This is a genomic window from uncultured Tateyamaria sp. (assembly GCF_947503415.1).
In the GTDB taxonomy this organism is placed as follows: domain Bacteria; phylum Pseudomonadota; class Alphaproteobacteria; order Rhodobacterales; family Rhodobacteraceae; genus Tateyamaria.
Genome location: NZ_CANNDS010000001.1, coordinates 1,363,245 through 1,389,938, shown reverse-complemented (window position 1 = coordinate 1,389,938; position 26,694 = coordinate 1,363,245). Strand labels below are relative to the sequence as shown.

Annotated in this window: 25 protein-coding genes; 17 read left to right on the top strand and 8 right to left on the bottom strand. The window is 60.5% G+C overall.

Annotated elements, in window-relative coordinates:
- Window positions 1-54: 54 nt before the first annotated feature.
- Window positions 55-747, top strand: coding sequence for a glutathione S-transferase family protein (locus tag Q1A32_RS06740; protein WP_299651192.1), 693 nt, complete (start codon window positions 55-57; stop codon window positions 745-747).
- On the opposite strand, the gene rnr is transcribed toward Q1A32_RS06740, so the two are convergent.
- Genes rnr through dapE form a run of 4 tightly spaced genes read right to left on the bottom strand, consistent with a single transcriptional unit; the run spans window position 744 to window position 5,161 of the window.
- Window positions 744-2,999 carry a ribonuclease R gene (gene rnr, locus Q1A32_RS06735; RefSeq protein ID WP_299651189.1) on the bottom strand — a complete coding sequence of 752 codons (2,256 nt, stop codon included), beginning with the start codon at window positions 2,997-2,999 and terminating at the stop codon, window positions 744-746. The two genes, Q1A32_RS06740 and rnr, sit on opposite strands and share 4 nt — an antisense overlap.
- Before the next feature lie 31 nt (window positions 3,000-3,030).
- Window positions 3,031-3,600 (bottom strand): TIGR04282 family arsenosugar biosynthesis glycosyltransferase, encoded by a 570-nt coding sequence (locus tag Q1A32_RS06730; protein ID WP_299651187.1) that lies wholly within the window; start codon window positions 3,598-3,600, stop codon window positions 3,031-3,033.
- Entirely contained in the window at window positions 3,597-4,019 is a 423-nt protein-coding gene (locus Q1A32_RS06725; RefSeq protein ID WP_299651184.1) for a GNAT family N-acetyltransferase, read from the bottom strand. The genes Q1A32_RS06730 and Q1A32_RS06725 overlap by 4 nt, the downstream gene beginning before the upstream one ends.
- Window positions 4,016-5,161: a succinyl-diaminopimelate desuccinylase gene (gene dapE / locus Q1A32_RS06720; protein ID WP_299651181.1), complete on the bottom strand. Its 1,146-nt coding sequence runs from the start codon at window positions 5,159-5,161 to the stop codon at window positions 4,016-4,018. Before dapE ends, Q1A32_RS06725 begins: the two co-directional genes overlap by 4 nt.
- A 244-nt stretch (window positions 5,162-5,405) precedes the next feature.
- Between dapE and Q1A32_RS06715 the strand changes: the two genes are divergently transcribed.
- Entirely contained in the window at window positions 5,406-7,004 is a 1,599-nt protein-coding gene (locus Q1A32_RS06715; RefSeq protein WP_299651178.1) for a Hint domain-containing protein, read from the top strand.
- A complete protein-coding gene (locus tag Q1A32_RS06710) occupies window positions 7,001-8,080 on the top strand; it encodes a Hint domain-containing protein (protein ID WP_299651175.1) in 1,080 nt (359 codons plus the stop codon). The genes Q1A32_RS06715 and Q1A32_RS06710 overlap by 4 nt, the downstream gene beginning before the upstream one ends.
- A 111-nt stretch (window positions 8,081-8,191) precedes the next feature.
- On the opposite strand, the gene Q1A32_RS06705 is transcribed toward Q1A32_RS06710, so the two are convergent.
- Window positions 8,192-8,947 (bottom strand): class II aldolase and adducin N-terminal domain-containing protein, encoded by a 756-nt coding sequence (locus Q1A32_RS06705; protein ID WP_299607986.1) that lies wholly within the window; start codon window positions 8,945-8,947, stop codon window positions 8,192-8,194.
- Between the two features lie 163 nt (window positions 8,948-9,110).
- On the opposite strand from Q1A32_RS06705, the gene ade reads away from it, so the two are divergent.
- The 3 genes from ade to Q1A32_RS06690 all read left to right on the top strand — a co-directional run bounded on the left by ade (window position 9,111) and on the right by Q1A32_RS06690 (window position 12,788).
- A complete protein-coding gene (gene ade / locus Q1A32_RS06700) occupies window positions 9,111-10,913 on the top strand; it encodes an adenine deaminase (protein WP_299651172.1) in 1,803 nt (600 codons plus the stop codon).
- On the top strand, window positions 10,910-12,370 hold the full coding sequence (locus tag Q1A32_RS06695) for an AMP nucleosidase (protein WP_299607992.1): 1,461 nt from the start codon (window positions 10,910-10,912) through the stop codon (window positions 12,368-12,370). The genes ade and Q1A32_RS06695 overlap by 4 nt, the downstream gene beginning before the upstream one ends.
- 130 nt (window positions 12,371-12,500) lie before the next feature.
- On the top strand, window positions 12,501-12,788 hold the full coding sequence (locus tag Q1A32_RS06690) for an HU family DNA-binding protein (RefSeq protein WP_039684873.1): 288 nt from the start codon (window positions 12,501-12,503) through the stop codon (window positions 12,786-12,788).
- A 52-nt stretch (window positions 12,789-12,840) separates the two neighbouring features.
- On the opposite strand, the gene Q1A32_RS06685 is transcribed toward Q1A32_RS06690, so the two are convergent.
- Window positions 12,841-14,208 carry a DUF3179 domain-containing protein gene (locus Q1A32_RS06685; RefSeq protein WP_299651170.1) on the bottom strand — a complete coding sequence of 456 codons (1,368 nt, stop codon included), beginning with the start codon at window positions 14,206-14,208 and terminating at the stop codon, window positions 12,841-12,843.
- A 131-nt stretch (window positions 14,209-14,339) separates the two neighbouring features.
- On the opposite strand from Q1A32_RS06685, the gene Q1A32_RS06680 reads away from it, so the two are divergent.
- From Q1A32_RS06680 to Q1A32_RS06645, 8 genes are all read left to right on the top strand, one after another.
- Window positions 14,340-15,209 carry a DMT family transporter gene (locus tag Q1A32_RS06680; RefSeq protein WP_299651168.1) on the top strand — a complete coding sequence of 290 codons (870 nt, stop codon included), beginning with the start codon at window positions 14,340-14,342 and terminating at the stop codon, window positions 15,207-15,209.
- Window positions 15,210-15,281: 72 nt separating this feature from the next.
- Window positions 15,282-15,680: a thioredoxin family protein gene (locus tag Q1A32_RS06675; RefSeq protein ID WP_299608004.1), complete on the top strand. Its 399-nt coding sequence runs from the start codon at window positions 15,282-15,284 to the stop codon at window positions 15,678-15,680.
- Window positions 15,649-16,656, top strand: coding sequence for a GlxA family transcriptional regulator (locus tag Q1A32_RS06670; RefSeq protein WP_299651166.1), 1,008 nt, complete (start codon window positions 15,649-15,651; stop codon window positions 16,654-16,656). Before Q1A32_RS06675 ends, Q1A32_RS06670 begins: the two co-directional genes overlap by 32 nt.
- A gap of 52 nt (window positions 16,657-16,708) precedes the next feature.
- The gene (locus Q1A32_RS06665; protein WP_299651164.1) at window positions 16,709-17,956 is read left to right on the top strand and encodes a glycosyltransferase family 4 protein; all 1,248 of its coding nucleotides are present in this window, start codon (window positions 16,709-16,711) and stop codon (window positions 17,954-17,956) included.
- Window positions 17,957-17,959: 3 nt separating this feature from the next.
- Window positions 17,960-18,730 carry an NAD(P)-dependent oxidoreductase gene (locus Q1A32_RS06660; RefSeq protein WP_299651161.1) on the top strand — a complete coding sequence of 257 codons (771 nt, stop codon included), beginning with the start codon at window positions 17,960-17,962 and terminating at the stop codon, window positions 18,728-18,730.
- Window positions 18,727-19,344, top strand: a complete 618-nt coding sequence (locus Q1A32_RS06655) for a sugar transferase (protein ID WP_299651158.1) — start codon at window positions 18,727-18,729, stop codon at window positions 19,342-19,344. The genes Q1A32_RS06660 and Q1A32_RS06655 overlap by 4 nt, the downstream gene beginning before the upstream one ends.
- Window positions 19,345-19,537: 193 nt before the next feature.
- On the top strand, window positions 19,538-21,448 hold the full coding sequence (locus Q1A32_RS06650) for a nucleoside-diphosphate sugar epimerase/dehydratase (RefSeq protein ID WP_299651155.1): 1,911 nt from the start codon (window positions 19,538-19,540) through the stop codon (window positions 21,446-21,448).
- 96 nt (window positions 21,449-21,544) lie between these two features.
- Window positions 21,545-22,798: a capsule assembly Wzi family protein gene (locus tag Q1A32_RS06645; protein ID WP_299651152.1), complete on the top strand. Its 1,254-nt coding sequence runs from the start codon at window positions 21,545-21,547 to the stop codon at window positions 22,796-22,798.
- On the opposite strand, the gene Q1A32_RS06640 is transcribed toward Q1A32_RS06645, so the two are convergent.
- Complete coding sequence (locus Q1A32_RS06640; RefSeq protein ID WP_299651147.1) at window positions 22,795-23,325, bottom strand: glutathione peroxidase; 531 nt, start codon at window positions 23,323-23,325, stop codon at window positions 22,795-22,797. The genes Q1A32_RS06645 and Q1A32_RS06640 overlap by 4 nt on opposite strands.
- Window positions 23,326-23,443: 118 nt before the next feature.
- Between Q1A32_RS06640 and msrB the strand changes: the two genes are divergently transcribed.
- The 3 genes from msrB (at window position 23,444) to Q1A32_RS06625 (ending at window position 24,634) form a co-directional block, all read left to right on the top strand.
- The gene (msrB, locus tag Q1A32_RS06635) at window positions 23,444-23,887 is read left to right on the top strand and encodes a peptide-methionine (R)-S-oxide reductase MsrB (RefSeq protein WP_299651144.1); all 444 of its coding nucleotides are present in this window, start codon (window positions 23,444-23,446) and stop codon (window positions 23,885-23,887) included.
- The gene (msrA, locus tag Q1A32_RS06630; RefSeq protein WP_299651139.1) at window positions 23,884-24,390 is read left to right on the top strand and encodes a peptide-methionine (S)-S-oxide reductase MsrA; all 507 of its coding nucleotides are present in this window, start codon (window positions 23,884-23,886) and stop codon (window positions 24,388-24,390) included. Before msrB ends, msrA begins: the two co-directional genes overlap by 4 nt.
- A gap of 70 nt (window positions 24,391-24,460) precedes the next feature.
- The gene (locus Q1A32_RS06625) at window positions 24,461-24,634 is read left to right on the top strand and encodes a DUF1328 domain-containing protein (RefSeq protein WP_299608033.1); all 174 of its coding nucleotides are present in this window, start codon (window positions 24,461-24,463) and stop codon (window positions 24,632-24,634) included.
- 52 nt (window positions 24,635-24,686) lie between these two features.
- Here the strand turns inward: Q1A32_RS06625 and Q1A32_RS06620 are convergent, their stop codons facing one another.
- Entirely contained in the window at window positions 24,687-26,678 is a 1,992-nt protein-coding gene (locus tag Q1A32_RS06620; RefSeq protein ID WP_299651136.1) for a hydantoinase/oxoprolinase family protein, read from the bottom strand.
- Window positions 26,679-26,694 lie beyond the last annotated feature (16 nt).

The following is a 26,694-nucleotide window of genomic DNA, read 5'->3' as shown; positions in this document are numbered from 1 at the left end:
CTGACAGCATGTCTCGATATCTCATCCTCAGAATTTCAACTTGAGGAGTGAAAGATGCTGACACTTGTGACTTACCCTCCCGCCTTTGGTCAGGCCAGCGGCAGTCCGTTCTGCGTCAAGGCGCTGTACCTTCTGAACCTGTCGGGCCTGCCGTGGCAGCGCAAGGACACCGCCGATCCGCGCAACTGGCCCAAGGGTAAGCTGCCCGCGCTGTGGGTCGAGGACGAAATCATCGGGGACAGCGACAATATCCGGTCATGGCTGGAAGAACGGGGCGCGCATTTCGATCAAGGGCTGAGCGATCTGGATCGGGCCACATCCCGTGCATTTATCCGCATGGCAGAGGAACACATGTACTTCCACGTGGTCATGGATCGCTGGGGTGACAAAGCCGTTTGGCCCCTTGTCAGAGACACATATTTCGCCGCGATACCCGCCTTTCTGCGTAAATTCATCACGCGCGGCATCCGGCGTGTATTGTTGCGCGGCATGGATGCGCAAGGGCTGGGGCGGCTGACCGCCGGAGAGCGGTTGGAGCGGATTGAACCCGACCTGCAAGCCATCACAGACCGTTTGTGGCATGGCCCATTCCTGTTCGGTGCACAGCCAAGTGCTGCTGACGCGAGTGTGGCTGCGATGCTCGGGGCCATGGCGTCGACACCGGGCGGAACGGCCCTGTCACGCCGGGTGCAGCAGGACGTGATGCTGGTCGACTACATGAAACGGGTCGAGGCGGCGCTGGGTTAGCGCCGCTTGCGGCTGACCTTGCGTTGGACCTTGTCCGTCTTGCGTTTCGATTTGGCGGGTTTGCGGCGCGCGCTGCGACCCGCAGGGCTGCGCCGCCCTTGGGGCAAGGATTGACCATCGAGCGCCAACAGATCCAGGGCGATCCCGCCCGTGACAGGCACCGCTTCGGCCAGACGGACTGTTGCGCGTTGGCCCAGCCCAATGACGATCCCTGTATTTGACCCCATCAGCGTGTTCGCCTCGCGGTCAAAGTGGAAATACTCGGCCCCGATGGACCGCATGGGCACCAGACCATCGGCACCGCTGTCGTCCAGCTTCACGAAGATGCCGAACTTGGCGATCCCAGAGATACGCCCCTCCAACTCATCCCCAACCCGTTCGCTCAGATAGGCGGCAAGGTAGCGGTCGGTTGTGTCACGTTCAGCGACCATCGACCGGCGTTCGGTGTCCGATATGTGCGTGCCTGTCTTTTCGAGGTTCTCGATATCCTCGGGTGACAGCCCATCCTTGCCCCAGCCATGAGCCGTAATCAGTGCGCGGTGCACAATCAGGTCGGCATAGCGTCGGATGGGCGAGGTGAAGTGCGCATAGCTGCGCAACGCAAGACCGAAATGTCCGAAATTCTGCGGGCTGTAATAGGCCTGCGTCATCGACCGCAGGGTCGAGATGTTGATCAGTTCCGCATCCTCGGTATCGGCCGCCTGTGCCAGCAACCTGTTCAGGTGCATCGTTTTCAGCACTTGGCCCTTGGCCAGGGTCAGGCCCGCCGCATGTGCCGTCTCTCGCAAGCTGTCCAATTTGTCCGGCGATGGCTCTTCGTGGTCGCGGAACAGGAGCGGGGTTTGCTTTGCAATCAGCGTTTCGGCAGCGGCGACATTCGCCAGCACCATGAATTCTTCGATCAGGCGGTGCGCGTCGAGCCGATCCTTGAATGACACCGACCGGACCGTGCCATCGTCATCCAGAACAATCTGCCGCTCGGGTAGATCCAACTCAAGCGGTTGCCGCCGTTTGCGTGCCTCAACCAGAGCGGCGTAGGCGGCATAGAGCGGTTTCAAAACAGGCTCTAACAGGGCAGATGTGCGATCATTCGGATGACCGTCAATGGCGGCCTGCACCTCTTCATAGTGCAGCGACGCGGGTGAGCGCATCAGTCCGCGATGAAAGCTGTGCCCGATCTTTTCGCCATGTGCGTCGATCTGCATGCGCACCGCGATACAGGCGCGCGGCACCCCTTCGTGCAGGGAACACAGATCACCTGACAAACGATCAGGCAGCATGGGCACGACGCGATCCGGGAAATATGTCGAGTTGCCACGTTTCTTCGCTTCGCGGTCCAGCGCGGAACCGGGCGTCACGTAGGCTGCGACATCGGCAATCGCGACCCAGATGACGTGCCCGCCGTCGTTCTTGGGGTCGTCGTCGGCATGGGCGTAGCAGGCGTCGTCATGATCCCGCGCATCGGACGGGTCGATGGTGATCAGAGGCATGTCGCGCAGGTCTTCCCGCCCCTTCAGGCCAACCGGCTTTTTTGCATCCGCTTCGGCAATGACCGCATCGGGAAAGGCATCGGGTATTCCGTGTTCATGGATGGCGATCAGCGACACGGCCTTGGGTGCGGACGGATCGCCTAGGCGGTTGACGATCCGGGCGCGCGGCAGGCCCATGCGGGCCTTCGGACCCGCCAACTCCGCCTCAACCAACTCACCGTCCTTGGCGCCGTGGGTGGCACCTGCGGGCACGGACCATTCCCGGTCACTGCCCTTTTCAACCGGCACGATCCGTCCACCTTCGGCGCCCGCACGGAACACACCCAGCACATGTTTGGGGTTCGTCCCGATCCGCCGGATCAGCCGCGCTTCGTAGTTATGGTCATCTTCCTTCACCAAAGTCAGACGGGCGAGGATGCGATCCCCTGCGCCCAAAGCGGGATCAGAGGCACGGGGCAGCACCAGAATTTTCGGCTCAACCCCTTCGCCCTGCCACTCCATCGGGCGGGCAAACAGATCGCCATCACCATCAGGCTCAGACACCTGCAACACGCTCACCGGGGGCAGGCGATCAGGGTCTTGGTACGTCTTCTTGCGCTTTTCCAGATGCCCTTCGGATTCAAGCTCTTTCAACAGGCGCTTGAGGTCGATGCGGGCAGCCCCCTTGATCCCAAAGGCCTTGGCGATGTCACGTTTGGCGGTGAGGGTGGGATTTGCGGAAATCCAGTCCAGGATTTCGGTCTTGGTGGGTATACGGCTCATGGTTTTGGGGTAACACGCACGCGCAGGGGCGTCATCGCAAATCGACGATTGTGTCGACGTCGGCCAGCGTATCGACCAATGCGACACGGGCTGCGCCAAGGCTCGCCCGGCTGTCTGACAGTGCATGCTCTGTTGACCAACGCACGCCGTCTAAGGCTGGTTTTCCCAACTTAGAGCCTGTTTTGACGCCAATCAACCAGTATCCACCATCCGGGGCCGGACCAAATACGGCGTCGTTCGAGCCCAAGGCCGCGAATGCCCGCGCGATCCTTTGACGGTTGATGCCCGGAATATCGGTGCCGATCACGCAGACGGGTCCACCCGCGCGGCGCATCATGCGGATCATTCTGTCACCCAAATTGCCCGCACCCTGCGGCCATCGTTCGAAATGTGCAGGCCAGACGCGGCACACCATCCCCTCGTGATCCGGTGCAACGGCCAGCACCACATGCCAACGCGGGTCTTCGATCCGCCGGAGCAGTGCCTGAACTTGATGCCGGAACCACCACGCCGCAGGCACAAGGCCAATGTCCTTGCCGAGACGGGTTTTCACACGTCCGGGCCGCGGCACCTTGAGCATGACGACCAGCGTTGGTCTCAAACTGGCCGCTCCATGTCGCGATGCGGGATACCGGCATCATCATAGACCGGACCATATGGAACAAACCCGAGCCGCTCGTAGAACGCCAGCGCATGGGTCTGCGCGCCCAGCTTGGCCTTGGTCACACCGTTCTGCTGGCGCGCCAAGTCCAGACACGCTTCGATAATAGCGGCACCCAGGCCCGCGCCCCGCGCAGCGTTCAGGACACAGACGCGCCCGATCTTGGCAACCTGCCCGTCCAGCAGGATGCGCGCGCAGCCCATGGGGACGTCATCGACGGATGCCAATACATGCAGCGCATCACCATCGCGGCCATCAACTTCCTCAGCCTCGCTCACCCCCTGCTCTTCGATGAAGACGGTACGGCGCAGAGCATGACAGGTCGTCAGATCATCGGTTTGCGCGATGACCCACGTCATTCGAAATAGTCCTTCAAGATGCGGCTGTATGTCGATTTGAGCTGGCGGATGTGGTCGACATGCACATGTTCATCCACCTTGTGCATGGATTGACCAACAAGGCCAAATTCGACCACCGGGCAATGGTCCTTGACGAACCTTGCATCTGACGTGCCGCCGGACGTGCTGAGAACCGGGGCAACGCCAGTCTCCGCTTCGACCGCTTTGGCGACCAGATCGGACAGGGGTCCGGGCGGGGTCAAGAAACTCTCGCCCGAGATCTTGATGTTCACCTCAATATCCACGCCGTATCCGACCGCCACGGCATCCGCCTGCGCCTTTAGCCACGCCGACAGGCTGTCGCCGGAATGCGTGTCATTAAATCGGATGTTCACGGTTGCGCGCGCCTGTGCAGGGATCACATTTGTCGCCGGGTTCCCGGTGTCCACGGTGACAACGGCCAAAGTGGACGGATCGAAATGGTCGGTGCCTTTGTCCAACTCATGGGTTGCCAGTTTATCCGTCAGGCGCATCAAGGGCGGCAGCGGGTTCTTGGCACGGTGCGGGTAGGCGGAATGGCCTTGCACCCCGGTCACGGTAAACCACGCAGTCATAGACCCCCGGCGCCCGATTTTCATCATCTCGCCCATGGTTTCAGGACAGGTAGGCTCGCCCACCAGACACACGCTCATCGCCTCGTCCTGTGCATCCATATAGGACAGGAGCGCGGTTGTGCCGTCGATCGCGTCGCCTTCCTCATCGCCCGTGATCGCAAGGATTATTGCCCCGTCGGGCGGCGTCTGGGTGACAAAATCAATGGCAGCGGCAGCAAAGGCGGCGACCCCTGATTTCATGTCCGTGGTACCGCGGCCGTACATAATGCCATCGCGCACCTCAGCCCCGAAGGGTGGGGCCGACCAATCGTCGGGATTGCCAATGGGAACGACATCGGTGTGTCCGTTGAACCCAAACGTGCGCGCGTGGCCCTTTGGACCAAAGCGGGCGAACAGGTTGCGAATGCCAGCCCGATCCGCCCACGCGCAGTCAAACCCAGCGGAGGACAGCAAATCGTGCAGCACGTCCAGCGCCCCGGCGTCTTCGGGTGTCACGGACGCGCAGCGCACCAGATCAGCGGTCAGGGCAACGGAATCAACAGGTTGCATCATGGGTTCCTCTACAAGCATGTGGCGAAAAGGACGCGATGGTCGCCCTCTGAACCGACAAGACAGTTAACAGCGCGCAAATTCCTGTGCTAGGGTGAACGTAATAATATGACCCGAGGCAGGGCATCAGCAGTCCGGTCGCCAACGTGCGGCCACAAAAGTGCAAAAACAAAGCACACGAAACGCGCAGGACAACTGCGCGCGCTGCACCTGTTCTGTCCTCGACCAAAGGGGTGGGACAGATATGCCGGCAGCAGAGCTTCCGATTCAAACAGTGCGCGAAGGCGTAGACGCCGCAGACATGGCGAATGCCATTTTTGGCGATGGTGTGCAGGTTGTTTCTGCCACCTATACCGGGGACCGCGACAGCGCGGGGATATACACCAACGGCGACTCTGTGGCACCGGGCGTTACGCCAAGCGACACAGGGGTGATCCTGTCCACAGGCGAGGTGGAGGATTTTACCAACTCCTCTGGCCAGGAGAACCAATCCGGCAGTACATCGACCAACACGTCCGGTCGAAACAACCAGGCTGACTTTAACGCGGCAGCCGGTGCACGGACGTATGACGCGTCCTATCTGGATGTCGATTTCATCCCCGATGCAGATCTGATGACGATGCAGTTTGTCTTCAGCTCGGAGGAATACCCGGAATTCCAAAACTCGATCTACCAGGACTTCGTGGGCGTCTGGGTGAATGGCGAATTTGTCGAGATGGAAGTGGGCAACGGCGATACCGACCCCGGCAACATCAACACGACAAACAACATCAATATGTTCGTCGACAACGCGAATGATGACTTCAACACCGAAATGGACGGGTTCACGATCACGCTGACCCTGACCATGCCTGTCAACCCGAACGAGGTGAACTCGATCCGGATCGGCATTGCGGACGTGTCGGATAACCGGTACGACTCCAGCTTGTTGATTGCAGGGGATTCCATCCAGACAACGCTGATCGCGGTTGGGGACGATGTGAACGTCTACCCGGACGGGACCACGTCGTTCAACGTGCTGGACAATGATGTGTCGCCCACGGGCAGTACGCTGACGATCACCCATATCAACGGGCAACCCGTCAGCTACGATGCAACGACCGGCATCGGCACCACGATCACCCTGCCGACTGGCCAACAGGTCACGGTTGGTGCCAATGGCGAGTTGACGGTCGTTGGTGACGGCGACGAAGAAGACTTCAACTTCACCTACTCCATCACGGACGGCAGCAACACCGATGTCGGCTTTGTCAATGCAACGTCCGTGCCCTGCTTTGTCGCTGGTACGTTGATCGCAACCCCTGAAGGTGAGGTGCCTGTCGAGACGTTGTCCGAGGGTGATCTGGTCCAAACCCAGGATGACGGCGCACAGCCCTTGCGCTGGATCGGCATGCGCACCGTGCCCGCCCGTGATCAGTACGCACCGATCCTGATCCGGGCCAACACGTTCGGCGCGCATGAGGATGTGATGCTGTCCCCGCTGCACCGCGTCTTGATCCGCGACAGTCTGGCTGAGCTGCTGTTCGGTGAGGGCGAGGTGCTGGTCGCCGCGAAGGATCTGGTGAACGACCGATCCGTTACCCGACGCGAGGGCGGTGACGTCACGTATGTCCATCTGATGTTCGACAAGCACCAAGTCGTGTTTTCGGGTGGGTTGGCGACAGAAAGCTTCCTGCCGGGACCACAAACCACCAAAAGTTTCGAGCGTGAGATCGTGGACGAGATTTGCGGCATCTTCCCCGAACTCGATCCCCAGACGGGCGAAGGGTATGGCCCTGCCGCCCGACGTACCTTGCGCGGATACGAGGCCGGTTTGTGGCGCAAGGCGCGTGCTGCTGCATGAGCTGGTTTGGGGTCACTGACCACGAAGACGGGCGGTTCTCCAAGACCGGCTTGGGCAGTGACGGTGCATCACGACAACTGGGCCCATTGCTTGAGCGCGGCACACTCATGTTCGAAACGCAGGTGGCCGGAAACGAGCGTCCGCACGATCTGTTCGGGGTGGCACATTTGTTTCCATGGCCGCGCGAACTGGCCTTTCGCGCCATTCCCGGCGGTGGCATTGCGATGCTGCACCGGCACAACATGGATATCACCCACGCCGCCATCCGATGGGCCGATGACGGGCGCACCAACACGCTGCGTGTGACCTATGCCTGGAACGCGCTTGAAGGGTGGGGGCGCCTTTGCCTTGAGCGCCCCGAAGGCAATCGGACCGTCAGTCGCCCGGTGCACATGCCTCGTCCTCTGATGACAGATGATTTGCGGGATATCATGCTGGCGCATCCGGCCCGCGCATTGTCCAAAGAGGTCCTGTTCGGCGCAGTTAGTGACGATATCCTGCCCGTTGGGCCGATGCCGTCCCTGCACCCGGCCACACCGATTGCGACCCCGCGCGGGTACCGTGCCGCCGAAGACCTGCGTCGCGGCGATACCGTCCTGACCGACATCGGCGACGTCGTTCCGGTCCTGCACACCGTCCGCCACACGGTTCCCGCAAGAGGCAGCTTTGCCCCTGTCCGTCTGCGCGCGCCCTATTTCGGCTTGCACCGTGATATCGTCGTGTCCCCCGAACAGCGGCTTGTGCTGAAAGGGTCGGAGGTTGAATACAATTTCGGCCACGAAGCGGTTCTTGTGCCCGCCCGGCATCTCGTAAACGGGCACGCCGCGATCTGGAGCAATGCGGCCAGTACCATCGATTACGTGCAGGTTATCCTGCCCGGGCATGAAGTATTGGTGGCTGCAGGATGTGCCCTCGAAAGTCTCTATATCGGGCGCATTCGTCGTGATGCGGAGCGTCTGGCAGCCAGTGTGTTTGCCGACGTGCCAAGCCGACTGCTGCCGGAACATGCGCGTCCCATTCATCAGGTTCTTGGCTCGTTCGAAGCTATCACACTGGTCGATCAGCGGGCTGCCTGAACCTGCTGTTTGCGTGCCTGACAACTCTAAGGGCAGTCTTCGCTATTTGTGACACCGCCACTCGTGTGACGGCTGGTGCCGACGCTGCGTGCCACTGCGCGGGCCGTCAAGTCAGCTGGCGTAGTTCGACCCTTCTTCATCCAGAATGGCCTTCAATTCGGTCAAATGCCGTTCGTCCTGTTCGGGATAGTCCTCGATCTCTTGCGCGGTCTTGGCGGCGATCTCGTCCGGAATCACGCGCAGTGGTTTGCCCGTCTGGAGCGCCAGCATGTAGGTCTGGCACGCCCGCTCGAAATAGAACATCCGGTTGAAGGTTTCCGCGACGGTCTGGCCAATGACCATGATGCCGTGATTGCCCATCACCATGACCTTTTTCCTAGGGTCGTCGAACAGTTGGGCACAGCGTTCGCCTTCTTCCTCGAACGCCAACCCGCCATAATGGCTGTCCACCACCACGCGATCAAAAAACATCGCTCCGTTCTGATCCACCGGGGGCAAAGTGCTGTCTGCAAGCGCCGCCAATGCCGTGGCATAGGGCGAATGCACATGCATGGCGCAGCGCGCATGCGGGCAGTGGCGGTGCATGCCACCGTGCAGGCCCCACGCCGTGGGATCAGGGGCGTCAGGCCCCTCCATGCTGTCGGGGTCGTTGGCATCCACGATGATCAGGTCCGATGCTTTGATCCGGGAAAAGTGCATCTGGTTCGGGTTCATCAGAAACTTTGTGCCATCATCATTGATGGCGAGCGAAAAGTGGTTCGCCACCGCCTCGTGCATGTTCAGGCGCACGGTCCAGCGAAAGGCGGCAGCAAGGTCAACGCGCTCTTGCCAGTGGTCCATATTGGGGCGAATCTGTGTGACGGTCATGCGGCTCTCCCTGTCGTTGGGCAAAGCGTGCACGGACCACACCGGTTCGATCAACACAAATCATGCGCCTTCTGCGACGTGCCCAACCACAGGGCGGCATAGCTTTGCCAAGAGGTATCAGAGCCCCCCTTGCACCTGCCCGCGAAACTTGATCCATTAGGACATGGAACATGACCTTTTCCCGTCCTGGCCCGATGTTGCCCCCGATCTTGTGAATGTCGCTGCTGGCCGTGCGCCCGCCGACACTGTCATTCGTGGTGGTGTTTGGGTAAATGTGCACACGCGCGAGGCGCTGCCGGACCACGATATCGCCATCAAACATGGGCGCATTGCCTGCGTGATCCCCGATGCCAGCGCGCAGATCGGGCCGCAGACCGAGATCATCGAGGCAAACGGCCGCTACATGATCCCCGGTCTGTGCGATGGGCATATGCATATTGAATCGGGCATGCTGACCCCCGCCGAATTTGCCGCCGCCGTCATTCCGCACGGCACCACCACCATGTTCACCGACCCGCACGAGATTGCCAACGTGCTTGGCCTCGAAGGCGTGCGGTTGATGCATGATGAGGCTCTGATGCAGCCGGTGAACATCTGGACCCAGATGCCGTCCTGTGCGCCGTCTGCACCGGGGATGGAGACAACGGGGTTCGAAATCAGTGCCGAGGATGTGGCGGAAGCCATGCCGTGGCCCGGCATCATCGGTCTGGGGGAAATGATGAACTTCCCCGGCATGGCCGCTGCCGACCCGCAGATGCTGGCCGAGGTTGCCGCCACCCAACGCGCTGGCAAAACCGTGGGCGGACATTACGCATCGCCTGATTTAGGGTCTGATTTCGCGGCTTATGTCGCTGGCGGTCCTGCCGATGATCACGAAGGGACGTGCGAAGCGGATGCAATCGCCCGTATGCGCCAAGGGATGCGGTCGATGATCCGTCTGGGCAGCGCGTGGTATGACGTCGAGACGCAGATCACGGCGATCACGGAAAGAGGCCTCGACCCCCGCAACATGATCCTGTGCACGGATGACTGCCATTCGGGCACGCTGGTGAATGATGGCCACATGAACCGTGTGGTGCGGCACGCCATAGATTGCGGATGCGACCCGCTGGTGGCTTTGCAAATGGCGACAATCAACACAGCCACGCATTTTGGGCTGGAGCGGGAAATCGGCTCACTGACACCCGGACGCCGGGCGGATGTAATCTTGACGTCTGACCTGAATACGCTGCCCATTGAGCAGGTCATCGCACGCGGTAAAACAGTCTCTATCAACGGGGAATTGACCGCGGAATGCCCACATCTCGACTGGCCCGCAAAGGCACGCCAAACGGTCAATATGGGCGCAGCCAAAACAGCCGAAGACTTCGAGATCAAAGCCCCCGAAGGCCGCAACTCTGTCACCGCCAACGTGATCGGCGTTGTCGAAAATCAGGCCCCGACCAAGGCACTGAAGCGGGACATGCCCGTGAGCGACGGCAAGGTCGAAAGCCACGGCGACACCTGCCAGATCGCACTTGTCGAACGGCACCGCGCCACCGAGGGCGTTACAAACGCGCTGGTGGCGGGGTTCAACTACCAAGGCAACATGGCCATGGCCTCGACCGTGGCGCATGACAGCCACCACATGATTGTCGTGGGCACCGACCGCGACCAGATGGCGCTGGCCGCGAACCGACTGGCTGAGGTGGGTGGCGGCATCACCCTTTTCCGTGACGGAGAGGAACTGGCGCTGGTCGAACTGCCCATCGCGGGCCTGATGTCCGACAGCCCCGCCCGCGAGGTTGCGGCCAAAGCCGACAAAATGATGCAGGCGATGACCCAATGCGGCTGCACCCTGAACAACGCCTATATGCAGCATTCGCTGCTGGCGCTTGTCGTTATTCCTGAACTGCGCATTTCCGACTTGGGACTGGTCGATGTTCGCACGTTTGATTTCATACCAGTCCTCGAGCCAACAACATGAAAACACTAGAACGGGCCGAATACGGCCACACCGAATTCCACGATGCCAAGGCAGCCGTCGCCCAGCTGCGAGAGCTTTATGACGATGCCGTCCAATTCCTGAGCCGCGAGTTTCAGCACGCGATGGAACACGGCGCGCCCGAAGGACGGATCAGGGCATACTACCCGGAAATCCGGTTTACCACGTCAAGCTATGCGCGCGTCGACACGCGGCTCAGCTTTGGGCACGTGGCTGATCCCGGCACCTATGCCACGACGGTCACACGGCCCGATCTGTTCAAGAACTACCTTGAACAGCAGATTGGCCTGTTGATCGCAAATCACGACCAACCGGTCGAGATCGGGTATTCGAACACGCCAATGCCCGTGCACTTTGCCGTTGCCAACGACCCGGATATCACCGTCCCGCAACAAGGGGCGGCCGCCTTTCCCCTGCGCGACGTGTTCGACGTGCCGGACCTGAGCAACACAAACGATGACATCGTCAACGGCACCTACGAGGCGACGGACGGCATCGGCCCACTTGCGCCGTTCACCGCCCAGCGCATCGACTATTCGCTGGCGCGGCTGACACACTACACTGCCACACACGCACATCACTTCCAGAACCACGTGCTGTTCACCAACTACCAATTCTATGTCTCGGAATTCGAAACCTATGCGCGTGCGCAGCTCGATGATCCGGACAGCGGCTATACATCCTTTGTCTCGACCGGCAATGCCGAGATCACCAAGGGCGACCAACCGCTCGAGGCCAGCCCGAAGATGCCGCAAATGCCCACCTACCACCTCAAGCGGGCGGACGGGTCGGGGATTACGCTCGTCAATATCGGGGTTGGCCCTTCCAACGCGAAAACGGCCACAGACCACATCGCTGTGCTGCGTCCACATGCGTGGGTTATGGTGGGCCACTGTGCCGGCCTGCGGAACTCTCAGGCCCTTGGGGATTTTGTTCTGGCGCACGCTTACTTGCGTGAAGACAACGTGCTGGACACGGATCTGCCGCCCTGGGTGCCGATCCCCGCGCTTGCAGAAATCCAGATCGCGCTGGAAGAGGCGGTGGCGCAGACCACCAAGTTGGAAGGGTACGAGCTGAAGCGCATCATGCGGACCGGCACCGTCGCCAGCTACGATGACCGCAACTGGGAACTGCGCGACCAGCACGGGCCGGTGCAGCGCCTGTCCCAGTCCCGTGCCATTGCGCTGGACATGGAGAGCGCCACAATCGCGGCCAACGGCTACCGGTTCCGCGTGCCCTACGGCACGCTGCTATGCGTATCTGACAAGCCTTTGCATGGTGAATTGAAGCTGCCTGGCATGGCCTCGAACTTCTACAAAGAGCAGGTCGCGCGACATTTGATGATCGGAATCCACGCGATGGAACACCTGCGAACCATGCCGCTGGAACGCATTCATAGCCGGAAATTGCGCTCGTTTGAGGAAACAGCCTTCCTTTAACGGCGAAAAACAGCGGAAAACCCCTTATTTTGGCTTGCCATAGGCCACTATTCGTTGTGTGTTCGCACAACATTCCGTTATATTGCGGAGCAGAGGCCCAAGTTGTCGGGCGGACGAAGGAGACCATGAAATGGCAAAACCAATGACAAAAACCCAACTCGTCGCCGCACTGGCCGAAGAAATGGGGACAGACAAGAAATCCGCAGGCGGCGCGCTTGACGCAATCTGCGGCCTGATCACCAAGGAAGTTTCCGGCGGTGGCGCAGTCACTCTGCCGGGCGTTGGCAAAATCTATTGCCGCGAGCGCCCCGAGCGTATGGTGCGCAACCCTGCCACGGGTGAGCAGTTCAAGAAAGAAGCGGACAAGGTCGTGAAAATGACCATCGCCAAAGCGCTGAAAGACAGCGTGAACGGCTAAGTCGATCTGTATCGACGGACTTCAGGGTCGCCTTCGGGCGGCCCTTTTTCATTCAGCCGTCGAACACCGTGGCCGCGTCCCCCAGATAGTTGTCCCATGCAAACCAGTAGCTGATGTGCCCCGCCACGCGCGGCATCGTCGCCCCGTCTGGTCCAATGAGCGCATCTTCGGTCACGCGCCATTCCGCGCCGGTGTTGTCCAGCAGCCGACCGTTTGCGGGGGTAAATGTCAGGTCCTTGCGCTCGTAAGCGCGCACGCTCCGCGTCTCTACATCACCGATCAACAAGAGCGGCGTACCAGCAATCGCGTCATTGATAATGGGACGCCCGTCAAACGCCTCCAACGGCCACGCGCGGGCAGCGCCGAATTGGCGCACGGCAAAGATGTAGTCTTTTTGCGCCAACTGCCGTTCGTCCACCTGCGCCGGGAACATCAGATCGGGTGAGGCGAAGTAGTCATTGTAGACCACGCCAGAGCCGTAATCCCGCCGGAACCCGGTATCGAGGCTCAGCACTTTCGTCCCCGGATTGGACGCCTTCCAGCTGTCCCAGGTGGTGATCACCACCGGACGCTGCTGCAACTCGATCCCGCTGTTCACAAGCGGACCGACCACAGGCTTGCCCGTCCACTGGTTCCAAAGCGAATGCGTTTCGCGGTCAAACATCAGCTTGTTCGACCGATAGAGAAACCCGGACGATCCAAAGACCAGCGGGTCTGACCGCCCCGCCACATCCGTTTCAAACAGAATACCCGACCCACAAAGGGTGCAATACGCAAGCGCGACTGGCACACCGCCAATCACCTCGTTAAACATCTCGTGCCAGCCCATGATCCGTAGCGGATACGCCCGCACATCACCGTTGATCGACACACCAAAGACCAGATCGTCGTCGCGCAGGTACTCCGCATCGCCCGCGGCGATCAGTTCAGGGTTGTCGAGTGACGGGATACCGTCCTTGACCACACCGCCCCACGTGATCTCCTCCAGCCGGATGCGCATCTGGTCCGGCTGGATATGCTCAGGCCGCAGGAACAGATCGAAATTCTCATCGACCCGCAGCAAAATCTCGCGTTTAAAGGTCGGGAAGTCTAGATGCGGCGTGATCTGCGGGTTCTGTTCCTGCCACAGCATCCACTGGAACCAGTCGGTAAAATGATCCTCTCCCGTGATGGCCGTCAGCGTCTCGGCTATCTGCGGCCCACGTGACCGGGAAAAGCGCAAACCGGTGATCAAGGCGGCAGCCATATCCGGCGACCCGCGTTCTGTGACCCAGGCCATTGCGGCCGCAAACTCGCTGGTGGTCGCCGACAGCGGCGCGCGCATTGCGTCAAGCGCGCTGATCTCTTGCGCGAACGCAGTATGGGGCAACAAGGCCCCCGACAGGGTGAGGCCCCCAAAGGCGCGGCGGGTCAGGGTCATGGCAAGGCTCCTTCGATTGGCACCATACATGGGCCAGACACTGATCACATACATCCAACAGGGTCGTGATCAGTGCCTTGCATCCCTGCCTGATTTCCCCGAACGTCCGGCCCAAGACGAAAGGGACGGCCATGGACATCCGCGCACTTCTGATGGGCCTGACCTTTGCCCTGATCTGGTCGTCGGCTTTCACCTCTGCCCGGATCATCGTCACCCATGCGCCCCCGCTTGCCGCCTCGTCGCTACGGTTCTTTATTGCCGGGATCATCGGCGTCGCGATCGCCCGGATGATGGGGCAGACGTGGAACCTGACGCGCGACCAGTGGCGGGCCACGCTGATCTTCGGGCTCTGCCAGAATGCGATCTATCTGGGCCTCAACTTCTACGCCATGCAAACGGTCGAGGCGTCGCTGGCGTCGATCATCGCGTCGACAATGCCGCTGATGGTGGCGTTCGCGGGTTGGGTCGTATTTCGGGACAAGCTGCCGCCGCTTGGGATCATCGGGCTGGTGCTGGGGATCACGGGCGTGACGCTGATCATGTCGGCGCGGCTTGATGCGGGCGTGGACGTCTATGGCGTCGCACTCTGCGTCATCGCCGCCATTGCCCTCACGATCGCCACGCTCTCCATGCGCACCATGTCCTCGGGCGGCAATCTGATGATGGTTGTGGGCCTGCAAATGTTCGTGGGCGCCATCGTTCTGGGCATCGTTTCCGCCTTTATAGAGACGATTGAGGTCACACCGACGCCTGCGTTGTACGTCGCGTTCACCTACACAGTTTTCATCCCCGGTCTTGCCGCAACCCTGATCTGGTTCGCACTGGTCGCCCGCATTGGTGCCACCAAGGCCGCGACCTTCCACTTTCTCAACCCGTTCTTCGGCGTGGCCATCGCCGCGGCCTTGCTGGGCGAACGGCTGGGCCTGCTCGATATCATCGGCGTTGCCATCATCACGGTGGGCATTCTTGCGGTTCAATTGTCACGACAAGTCAAAAGCTGACAATCGCGCTCTTGCGCGTGGCGACACCGGCAATATGGTGGCCGCAGATTTCAAACTTCCGGAGCCCATTTGATGCACCGCCGCACGTTCATTTTATCTGCTGCTGCCCTGTCGGTGCCCACGCTTGGCGCGGCCTATCCTGCCGAAACCTACACACCCGCCGTCTGGCGTGACCTGCGCAGCACCGATCAAACGGTTGTGATGAATTTCCGCGCGTCGTGGTCGCTCACCTGCCAGATCAAAGCCGATCTGATTGCCGAGGCGCTGGCCGAAAACCCCGCCTACAGCAACCTCACCTTTGTGGACGTCGATTGGGACACGTTTGGACCGTCGCAAATGACCCAACGGCTCAAGGTCGAACGGCGCTCGACCCTGCTGGTGATGAAGAACGGCGATGAAGTGACCCGGTTGGTGAACGAACCCTATGCCCGTAGGGTGCGTGCGCTTCTGGACGCGGCTCTTGCCGCCTGAGGCGACACAGCCAAGGCGCTATGCCTTTCTGCTTGTCCCCGGCTATTCCCAACTGGGCTTTGCCTGCGCGCTTGAGGCACTCAGCCTCGCCAACCTGCATCCGTCGGGTCAGGTGTTCTATACGTGGCGCGTGATCGGGGAAACGGGCGATCCGGTGCCCGCCTACAATGGCATCACCACCGCAGTGGACGCGGCTCTGCCAGACCTGTCCCGCGATGAAACGCTTGTCGTCTGCGCAGGCAACTGCGCGGCCGAGGGCAGCAGCAAACTGATCCTCAACTGGCTGCGCCGCGAAACGCGCAAAGGCATGGATTTCGGCGCGCTATCCTCGGGCACTTACACATTGGCTTTGGCGGGCCTCCTCGCTGGCAAGACGGTCACCACCCATTGGGAATACCGCGATGCGCTGATCGAGTTGCTCCCGGATGTGGTCATAGAAAACAGTCTCTATTCCAAGGATGGGCGCATCTTCACGACCGCAGGCGGGGCCGCGTCGATGGACATGATGCTGGACCGGATCAAGTCGGACTACGGGATCGACCTTGCCACATGGGTCGCGGACCAGATGGTCTATACCGACCCGCGTGCGGCCAGCCACGGCCAGCGCCTGTCGCGCCGGGCGCGGCCCGACATGGCGCATGGCAAGCTGGGCATGGCGCTTCAGATCATGGAAAACAACCTTGAAGATCCGCTGCGCCCGGACGAGATCGCGGATTTGATCGAACTCAGTACGCGGCAGCTTGAACGTCTTTTTGCCAAGCATCTGGGTATGTCGCCCAAACGGCACTACCTGCAACTCAGGCTCGAAAAGGCGCGCGGGCTGCTGCGCCAGACCAGCCTGAGCGTCACCGACATCTGCGTCGCTTGTGGCTTCCGATCGCTCTCGCATTTCTCCAAAAGCTACCGCGGCACCTTTGGCCTCAGCCCCGGGCAGGAAAAGCGCGGCACTGGTTCGATGTGGCCGGCACAGCCGTGATTGCAGCGCAGGCCAGCGCCATGTATCCAAGCCAAAAAGGAACGAGGGGCAGATGAAGCTACTGTTTGTGCACCAGAACATGCCGGGCCAGTACCGCGAATTGATCCAATGGCTGGCTGCGCAAGGCGGGCACGAGATCGTGTTTCTGACCCAACGCCAGAAGGCACCGCAGTTTTCCGGTGTCCAGACGGTGGTTTACAAGTCCCACCATCAGGCAAAGGACGACACATACGCCCTGTCGCGCACGTGGGAAAACGCGGCTGGAAACGGGTTTGGCGCCGTCAGTGCATTGCGGCAACTCGTGGACAAGGGCTTCACGCCCGACATCGTGATTGGTCACGTGGGCTGGGGCGAGATGACGTTCTTTCGCGAAGTGGTGCCTGACACCCCGATGATCGGGTTCTTTGAATACTACTACTCGGTGCATGGCGGCCCTGTCGGCTTCGACCCGGAAAACCCGATCAGCGAACACACGCCATACATCATGCACGGCCACAACGTGGTGCCACAGGTGAACATCAACGTGGTGGATGTGGCGCACAGCCCAACATTTTGGCAGCGGGACCGATTCCCAAAGAATTTTCACGACAAAATCTATGTGTGCCATGACGGCATCCGTACGGACAAGCTGAAGCCGAACAAGAAGGCGCAGGTGAACCTTGGACGCATTGGCCGACCATTGACGTCCAAGGACGAGATCGTGACGTTTATGTCCCGCAACCTCGAGACCACACGGGGCTATCACCAGTTCATGCGCGCGGTGCCCAAGATCCAGAAGGCGCGGCCCAATGCCCGGATTCTGGTGATCGGCGGCAACGACGTCTCCTATGGTGGCAAAAGCAAGCACCCCGGCGGGCTGCGCGGCCAGATGGAGGCCGAAGTGGGTCATCTGCTGGACTGGGACAGACTGCATTTCCTGGGCCAGGTGCCCTATGAAAGCTACCAGAACATCATCCAGATCAGCACCTGCCACATCTACCTGTCGATGCCGTTTGTGCTGTCGTGGTCCCTGCTTGAAAGCATGTCGATGGAAGCGACCATTGTTGCCAGCGACGTGGCCCCGGTGCGCGAGGCGATGGAACACGGCAAAACCGGGTTGCTGGTCGACTTCTTCGATCCCGAAGCGATTGCGGCCCAGGTGGTCGACGTGTTGGAAAAGCCACGCGACTACGCCCATATCGGCCCTTCCGCGCGGCGACACGTTGTCGACACCTACGATTTCGAAACGGTCTGCCTGCCCGAACATATTCGCCAGATCAACGCATTGGTTCCGGCGGACAAGCAGATCGCGATGGTCTGAGCTATGCGCATCGTAATGCTTGGTGCAGGGGGAAAGCTGGGGCAACTGCTTCGACCCCGGTGGCCCGGCGACGCCACATGGACCACGCGGGCCGAGGCAGATATCGATGACCTCGCTGCGCTAAAGCGGGCATTGACAGGTGCGGACGTCATCTTTTGTTTTGCCGGTGCAACGCCTTCCTCCGGCGCACCGATGGATGTCAATGTAACGGTCGCGCGCAAAACGCTGGATGCTGCCCAAGGTGCGCACGTGTTCCTGTTCTCATCCGCGGCGGTCTACGGCGCGTTGCAAGGCCCGTTGTCCGAGGATGGTCCAACCTCTGCCCAAAGCCCTTATGGGCAGTCTAAACTGGAGATGGAACAGATGGCCGCCGACCATGCCAATCCATGCACCGTGCTGCGCCTTGGAAATGTGGCGGGCGCGGACGCGATCCTCGGCAACTGGAAACCCGGCTTTCAACTCGATCAACTGGACGACGGGACGACCCCATCGCGCAGCTACATTGGCCCCACCAAATTGGCGCAGGTCCTCAAAACCCTCGCAACGCAAACACATCTGCCAAAGATTTTGAACGTCGCCGCACCCGGCACCGTACCCATGGGCGATTTGCTGGATGCAGCCGGGCTGGCGTGGACATCGAAACCGGCGACGAACCGCACAATCGCCAGAGTGCATCTGGACACGACCGTGCTGGAAACCGACGTCGCGTTCACGCCGGCGGACAGCACAGCGACCGGCATCGTGAATGACTGGAGACGTGAGATGCACACATGACCTGGCGCAAACGCATCTTCGATCTGTTCTTTGCCAGTCTGCTGGTGATCATCCTTGGCCCCGTCATTCTGTTCCTGATCTTGGTCATCTGGCGGAAACAGGGAAGGCCCCTGTTCTATGTGGCCGAGCGGATGAAAAGCCCCACGGAAAGTTTCGGCTTGTGGAAGTTTCGAACGATGACCGTGGTGGATACCGATCAAGGGGTGTCCGGCGGGCATAAAGAGGCGCGGATCACGCCCTTGGGCGCCAAGCTACGGTCCAAGCGCCTTGATGAGTTTCCACAGCTTTGGAACATCCTCAAAGGCGACCTGTCCTTTGTCGGGCCAAGACCACCATTGCGGGAATATGTTGAGCGATTCCCTGATATCTACGCCGATGTGCTCAAGTCGCGGCCCGGCGTGACGGGGTTGGCCACCATCCGGTTTCACAAACACGAAGACCGGCTTTTGTCGCGCTGCAACACGCCGAAAGAGACGGACGATACCTACTGCCGCATCTGTATCCCGCGCAAAGCGCGACTGGACCTGATGTACCAGCGGAATCAAAGCACCTGTTACGATTTTGATCTGGTGTTTCAAACAATTGGCAACCTGTTCCGGCGCAGCCGTAACTGAACCACAGGCCTTACCGAATCGATTGATTTATGTAAAAAGCAAGCAGGGACGCTTACTAAATAGGCATTTTTTGGCGCTTTTTTGCTGGTCGACCAGCAGCTTTTCTGCACTTGCGAAATAATCGCACGAATTTAAAAAAAGATCGTGCTATCGCTGGTTGCAGCCGGAAACGGTGAAGGACCGAGGGGGCAACATGTTGGATCTGCTGAAGTCGCTGTCGCGCACGCAGAAGCGGAACATCTTCATCGTTATCGATTCAATGCTCATTCCTGCAGCGTTGTTGTTCGCCTTCAGTCTTAATGTGTCCGAAGCGTCGGTATGGGACAGTTTCCGGGCGTATTTGCCGGTCCTGCCTTACATTCTTATCGTCTCTGCGGCGCTGTCGCTTTGGCTGGGGATTTCGACCGCAACCCTCAATGACTACGAGGCCGGGTCCATCGGGCGCAGCAGTGTCTATTCAGCGCTTTTGGTGATGACATCCATCCTGCTGACCACAGCTGCGAACCTGCAAATGTCGTTCTCGACGCATGTCATGTTTGGCGTGTCGTTCTTTGTGTTTCTGATCCTGACCCGGGCGATCCTGCTACAGGTGGTTGTCGCGATCTACCGCAACGGATCTGATCGGTGCCGCGTCTTGATCTACGGTGCGGGCACCACGGGCATGCAACTCGTGTCGGCCCTGCGCAGCCACAAGCAAATCGAACCCGTCGCCTTTGTGGACGACAGCCAAGCGCTTCAGGGCGTGAACGTATTGCGCCTGCCGGTCTACAGCCCCGTCCGTATTGCCGAGATCGTGGCCGAGAAAAAGATCGACCGCGTTCTGCTCGCCATCCCGTCGCAAACCCACCCCAAGCAGATGCAGATCGCGCGGCGTCTGCAGAAGATGGGGCTCGAAGTGCAATCCCTTCCCTCGTTCTCCCAACTGATCGGAGAAGAGGCACTGGTCGACAAACTGACACCCGTGAACCCGCGTAACTTCCTTGGGCGGGACGAGGTGATGACACCGCAGGCCGGTGGTGGCGAAGCCTATGCCGGGCGGCGTGTTCTGATCTCGGGTGCCGGTGGATCCATCGGCTCGGAACTCAGCCGTCAGGTGCTGGAGTATCGCCCGGCGAAGATCGTTCTTTACGAGTTGAGCGAACTCGCCCTGTATCAAATTCATCAGGAACTGACGCAGCTTGCCGAAGGCAGCGATATTCAGATCGTGCCGGTGCTGGGGTCCGTCACAGACGCGCGGCAGGTACGCAAGGTGCTCAGCGATCACGACATCCAGGTTGTCCTGCACGCCGCAGCCTACAAGCACGTGCCGCTTGTCGAATTCAATCCGCTGACGGGTCTGGCCAACAACACGCTGGGCACCCAGACGCTGGTCAGCGAAGCCGCCTCTGCCGGTGTCGAGCGTTTCATGCTGATTTCATCGGACAAGGCCGTGCGCCCGACCAATATGATGGGCGCGTCAAAGCGCCTCGCCGAATTGGCGGTACAGGATATCGCGCAACGGGTCGCAGCACCCAAGGGGCTCAATTTTTCGATCGTGCGCTTTGGCAATGTTTTGGGATCTTCCGGCTCTGTTGTGCCGCTCTTTCAGGACCAGCTGCGGCGCGGTGGCCCGCTGACGGTTACGCATCCAGAGGTGTCGCGCTACTTCATGACAGTGCAGGAAGCCGTGCACCTTGTCCTGCGCGCGGGATCGATGGCGTCGGGCGGCGAAGTGTTTGTTCTGGACATGGGCAAGCCGGTCAAAATCGAACAGCTGGCGCGACAGGTCATCGAAAGTGCTGGTTTCACCGTGCGGGATGCACAAAAACCGGACGGCGATATCGAAATCGAATTCACCGGCCTGCGCCCCGGCGAAAAAATGACCGAAGAATTGACGCTCAGCGGGACACAAGTCGGCACCGGGCACAAAAAGATCTTCTTCACGGTCGAAGACTGTCTGAGCGAGATCGAAGTTGCATCGGCCATGCGGTCGCTGCGCCACGCCTTGGCCGCCAGCGACGAAGACGCCGCCCGCGCCGTCGTCAAGCGCTGGGTCGAAGGGTTCGGAACACCGCAACAGCAGCACGAAGACGCAGGAACAGAGATCACCTACCCGGCCGAATAAAGTCGTAGAACGACAGGCTCACACCTGTCATGTTATTGAAAAAGCAAAAACGCCGGACACAACGCGCAACTGTAACAGCAGTGCAAGGGACAGACAGTGACGAAAGTTATCAACCGCAAGACACCCGCTCTTTTGTTGGGGCTGATCGGTGCAATGGCATTTCATGATCAGGCTCATGCCCAAGCTGAAACAACCTACACGCTGAGTTTCGGCGCAATCTCGGATGACTTTCTGGGCCGGTCCGAACAATACGGCATCCTCGCATTTGACAGTGCCGCAGTGTCGGCCAGCTCTCGGGTGGGGCAGTTTGTGTTCGACCTGACGGTGGGCGAAACGTTCGAAAATGAAGCCGTCGACAGTCTGCTGATCTTTGGCGATGTCGGCTACCGCTTTGGCAATGACAATTGGCAGGTCGGCGTCGGACAGATTGAACGCCATTGGTCGCCATCGGAGTACACATCTCTGGTCCTGTCGCGAAATGCGCCTGCGTTCGCCTCTGCCTATATCCGCAAGGAAGAGGCGCGCACCTCGGATGTGCCCGTGCTGCGCTGGATCGGTCCCTGGAACGGCGAGATTTTCCTCGGTCAGACCGATGATGCCGACCAACCGGACAACGCTCTGATCCTTGGCATGCGGTTGGGGCTTGAACCGATCCCCGACCTCGAAATCGAATTTGTGCGGGTGGCGCAGTATGGCGGCACCGGTCAGCCCGACGGCTTGGACACTTTCTTTGACGTGTTGGTGGGCAACTCCAACGAAGGCGACAGCGCGCCCGCCAACCAAATCGCTGGCGTAGGCGCGTCCTATCGCTTTGGCCCGGACACGTTCAGCAATCGCATCTACGGTCAGGCCGTGGGTGAGGACGAAGCAGGCGGGCTGCCCTCGTGTTTCTTCTTCCTCGCCGGTCTGGAAAACAAGTCACGGCTTTTCAATGCCGACAGCACGATCACGCTGGAATACGTGGACACGACAGTGAACTTCACCGATTCCGGGTTCTGTGGGCCGAACACGGCCTACAACAACGACGTCTATTCCTACCGCAACGAAGGGGTTGTGATGGGTGCCGCCATCGGATCGGAAAGCCGGTCCGCAAGCCTGCGCGGCAAGCATGACTTCGACAGCTGGGCGCTGGACTGGAATGTCGGCAAATTCACGATCAACGACTCATCAAACCCTGATCACAGCCTCAGCACCGCGCGGGAAACGGGCACAATTGTGTCTCTGAGCGCGCGCACGCAGCTTTGGGGCGGCACGCTTCAAGGCATCATCGCGCACCAGTCCTTCGATCTGGACACGGCCGAGCAGGACAGCGGTGTGCGCGTCGGCATCAACTTCAGCCAGTCCTTCTAGGATCCGGCGTCGGCCAACGCCGCCTCGACCGCGCCAGTGATGTCCCGCGACATCGGCGCGGTGCGTGATCCCCACGTGCCCAGAACGGCACCATCCGCACCGATCAACACCTTGTTGAAATTCCAGCGCGGGACAAAGCCAGCCTCGTCGCGCATCGCCTTGTAGAACGCGTGGGCCTCATCCCCCTTGAGCGGCAGGATATCCGTCATCGGCATATCCAGACCAAACGCAATCTCGCAAAACTCCCGCACCTCTTCGGCACTGTCCAGTTCCTGCCGGAACGTGTCGGACGGCACGGCCAGAACAACCAGACCATCGGCGCGATAGGTATCATACAGGGTCTGCAACGCCTCGTATTGATCCGTGAAGGCACATTGGGACGCTGTGTTCACAACCAACACCGGCTGCCCGTCCCACGCAGACATCTCAAGAACGCCGCCCTCAATGGACGGGAATTGCATGTCGCGGATATCGGCGTGGACCATCTGCGCAAGGCAGACCAAAAGTCCTGCAAGAAACGCACGCATGTGATCACTCCCTTTCCTTATTCACTTGCAAGGTAGAACGGCGGCGCGTCGCGTCATCCTCTTTCAATTTGCGCGCGTCACCCCAAATATGAGGAAACGCTGAACGGACAGGCAGATCATGACCCAATACACCAAGAACCCCGACGTCATCGCGACACTCTCCCCCGAAGAATTCTACGTCACCCAGGAAAGCGGCACGGAACGCCCCGGCACGGGCAAGCTGCTGGGCAACAAGGAACCCGGCATCTACGTCGACATCGTCTCGGGTGAGCCTCTGTTTGCATCCTCGGACAAATACGAAAGCGGTTGCGGCTGGCCGTCCTTCACCAAACCCATCGACAACGTCACGGAACACCGTGACGCCAGCCTTGGTATGATCCGCACCGAAGTGCGCAGCAAACACGGCGACAGCCACTTGGGCCACGTCTTTCCCGATGGCCCCCGCGACCGTGGCGGCCTGCGCTATTGCATCAACTCCGCGTCACTGCGGTTCGTGCACCGTGACGATATGGAAGGCGAAGGCTATGGTGCCTACCTGAACCAAGTGGAGGATGTAGCATGAGCGACCAACGCGCCGTACTGGCAGGGGGATGTTTCTGGGGCATGCAGGACCTGATCCGCAAGAAACCGGGAATCAAGGACACCCGCGTCGGCTACACCGGCGGCGACGTGCCCAACGCGACCTATCGCAACCACGGCACGCACGCCGAAGGGATCGAGATCATCTTTGACCCACAGGTCATTTCATACCGTGACATCCTGGAATTCTTTTTCCAGATCCACGATCCCACCACGCTGAACCGGCAAGGCAATGATGTGGGCCTCAGCTACCGCTCGGCCATTTATTACGTTGATGACGTGCAAAAGCAGGTGGCACTGGACACAATCGCGGATGTCGAAGCCTCAGGTATCTGGCCTGGCAAGGTCGTGACTGAAGTCGAACCAGTGGGCGACTTCTGGGAGGCGGAGCCAGAGCACCAGGACTACCTTGAACGCATCCCCAACGGCTACACCTGCCACTTCCCACGCGCGGGCTGGGTCTTGCCAAAACGGGCCGCCGAATAAAAGTCGGAACAATTCGCGCAATCGCTGCGTTCTTTCGCCAAGACGACACAGTCATTGAAAGGACATAGCCATGCTTGGATGGGCAATTACATTTCTGGTGGTCGCACTGATTGCGGCACTTCTCGGGTTCGGTGGAATCGCCGGTGCATCGGCCGGGATCGCGCAGATCTTGTTCGTGGTCTTCCTGATCCTGTTCGTGATCGCGATGGTGGCGCGTGCAGTCCGCGGTCAACCGCCGGTCTGACCCCCGGAAATACAGTCACACGGAAAGAGGTGGGCCCTGAGCCCGCCTTTTTTTATGTCGCGGCAATGCCCGGACGCCCCGTGGCCTCCGCCGTCAATGTGGCTTCGACAAATACCTCACGCGCCTCGGCCTGCGCCGTGCGAATGTCCCGCGCCACATGCAATTCGATGTCCGATGCCCCGGCAGCAAGCGCAGACACGCGCGCGTCTTCGGTCAAAACAGTCTCTAATCGGGCCAAAGCAGGCTCGGACGCCGCGAAATCCTCTGGCCCACTGTCCAGATGCACCCGAAACTGGCCCTCGCTGGGCGATGTGATCGTCCCGGTCCGGCGCACAGTCACACGGCCCACCACAGCGCCAATGGCATTTGCCACGCCGCCATCCTCCGGCAACTGCATCTCGCACCCCAACCGGGCTCCCACAGCCGGATAATACGCCCGCGCCGACGCCCCAAGACCCACCACAGGGACATCCAGCCCCGTATTGACCCGAACCAGACCCTTGGACCCTGACATCCCCCGCTGCATCAACGCATGGGTCGCCAAGGCTTCATCCATCCCGTCCTCGGCCAACGCCGCTTCCAACAAGGCCACACTTGTCTGATGGGTCAACTGATCCACAACACTCTGCGCCATCTTCTCAGGAGCATCAGCCAACCGCTCCCCCGCCCCGGTCCGCCGTCGCCCGAACAAAGCACAGGCCATGCGCGCAGCCTCCACATCCCAGACATCCAATCGCCCCAACACATGGCTCGCATCGGACGGCGTCAGCCCCGCAACCTGCACCAACCCACGGCCCACAAGCCGTTTCAGCGCCCCCTGTTCCATCCGCGTGCGCAACACCGCGCCCAGCCCATGCACCCCGTCCCCGATCCGCGCCAACAGATCGGCATCGCGTGCCGCCAGCCCATCGGCCTGCACGCCGGGCACGGCACGCACGAACCGCCCGTCATATTCACCGGGCACCGAGCCACGCATTTGTGTCTCTAACAAGGGCAAAACCACGTCCGGCACCTCATGCGCCAGCAACGACACCGGCAGAACCCGACGCGGCCCAAGGGTCACACCGCCGCGCAACCCCTCGGCCACAAAATGCACCTCACTGTCCCCGCCCAGCCCGGTGGTGCGCATCGCCACCGCCTCGACCATAGTGCGATGCGGCCCCACCCGTGCGCCATGCGGATCAATCACAGGTCGCCCGCCGCGCAGCACAGCCACATCCGTCGTTGTCCCGCCGATGTCACTGACCAGCGCATGGTCCGCGCCCGTCAACCACCGAGCACCAACGATGGACGCCGCCGGCCCGCTCAAGATCGTCTCAATCGGTCGCCCACGCGCCTGCGCCGACGACATCAATGCCCCATCGCCCCGCACCACCATCATCGGTGCGGTCACACCGATGGCGCGCAGCTCACCCTCAGCCCGACCAATCAGCGCATCAATCATCCCGATAAGCCGCGCATTCAACACCGCCGTCAGCGCCCGCTTCGGGCCACCCAGCTTGGCCGACAATTGGTGCGACGCCGACACGGGCCGTCCCGTCACCTCACGCACCAGCTCCATCGCGCGCAGCTCATGCGCCGGGTTGCGCGTAGCGAACTGCGCTGCCACAGCAAAACTGCTCACATCCCGCTTATGTGTCTCTAAAAAGGCCAAAAGCGCCGTTTCATCCAAAGGCGCCGCCTGCGATCCATCATGGGTATGTCCTCCTGCCAAAACGCACACAGGGTCCCCACCCAGCGCCTCGGCCAACCCCTGCGCCTGAACATCGCGCTCCCGAAACCCTATATAGATCAGCGCCACACGCCCGCCCTGACCCTCGACCAGCGCGTTGGTCGCCAAAGTCGTGGACAACGACGCCATGCCAACCGCTCCCGGCTCCACATCCGCCTCATCCAGCACCGCACGCACCGCCTGCCCGACACCCACAGCCAGATCATGGCGCGTGGTCAACGCCTTGGCGCGCGCCAGCACCCGGTCTTCGTCCTGCATCAAAACCGCATCGGTATAGGTGCCGCCGGTATCCACGCCCAGCAAAATTGCCATGCCTGCTCCCTCGTTT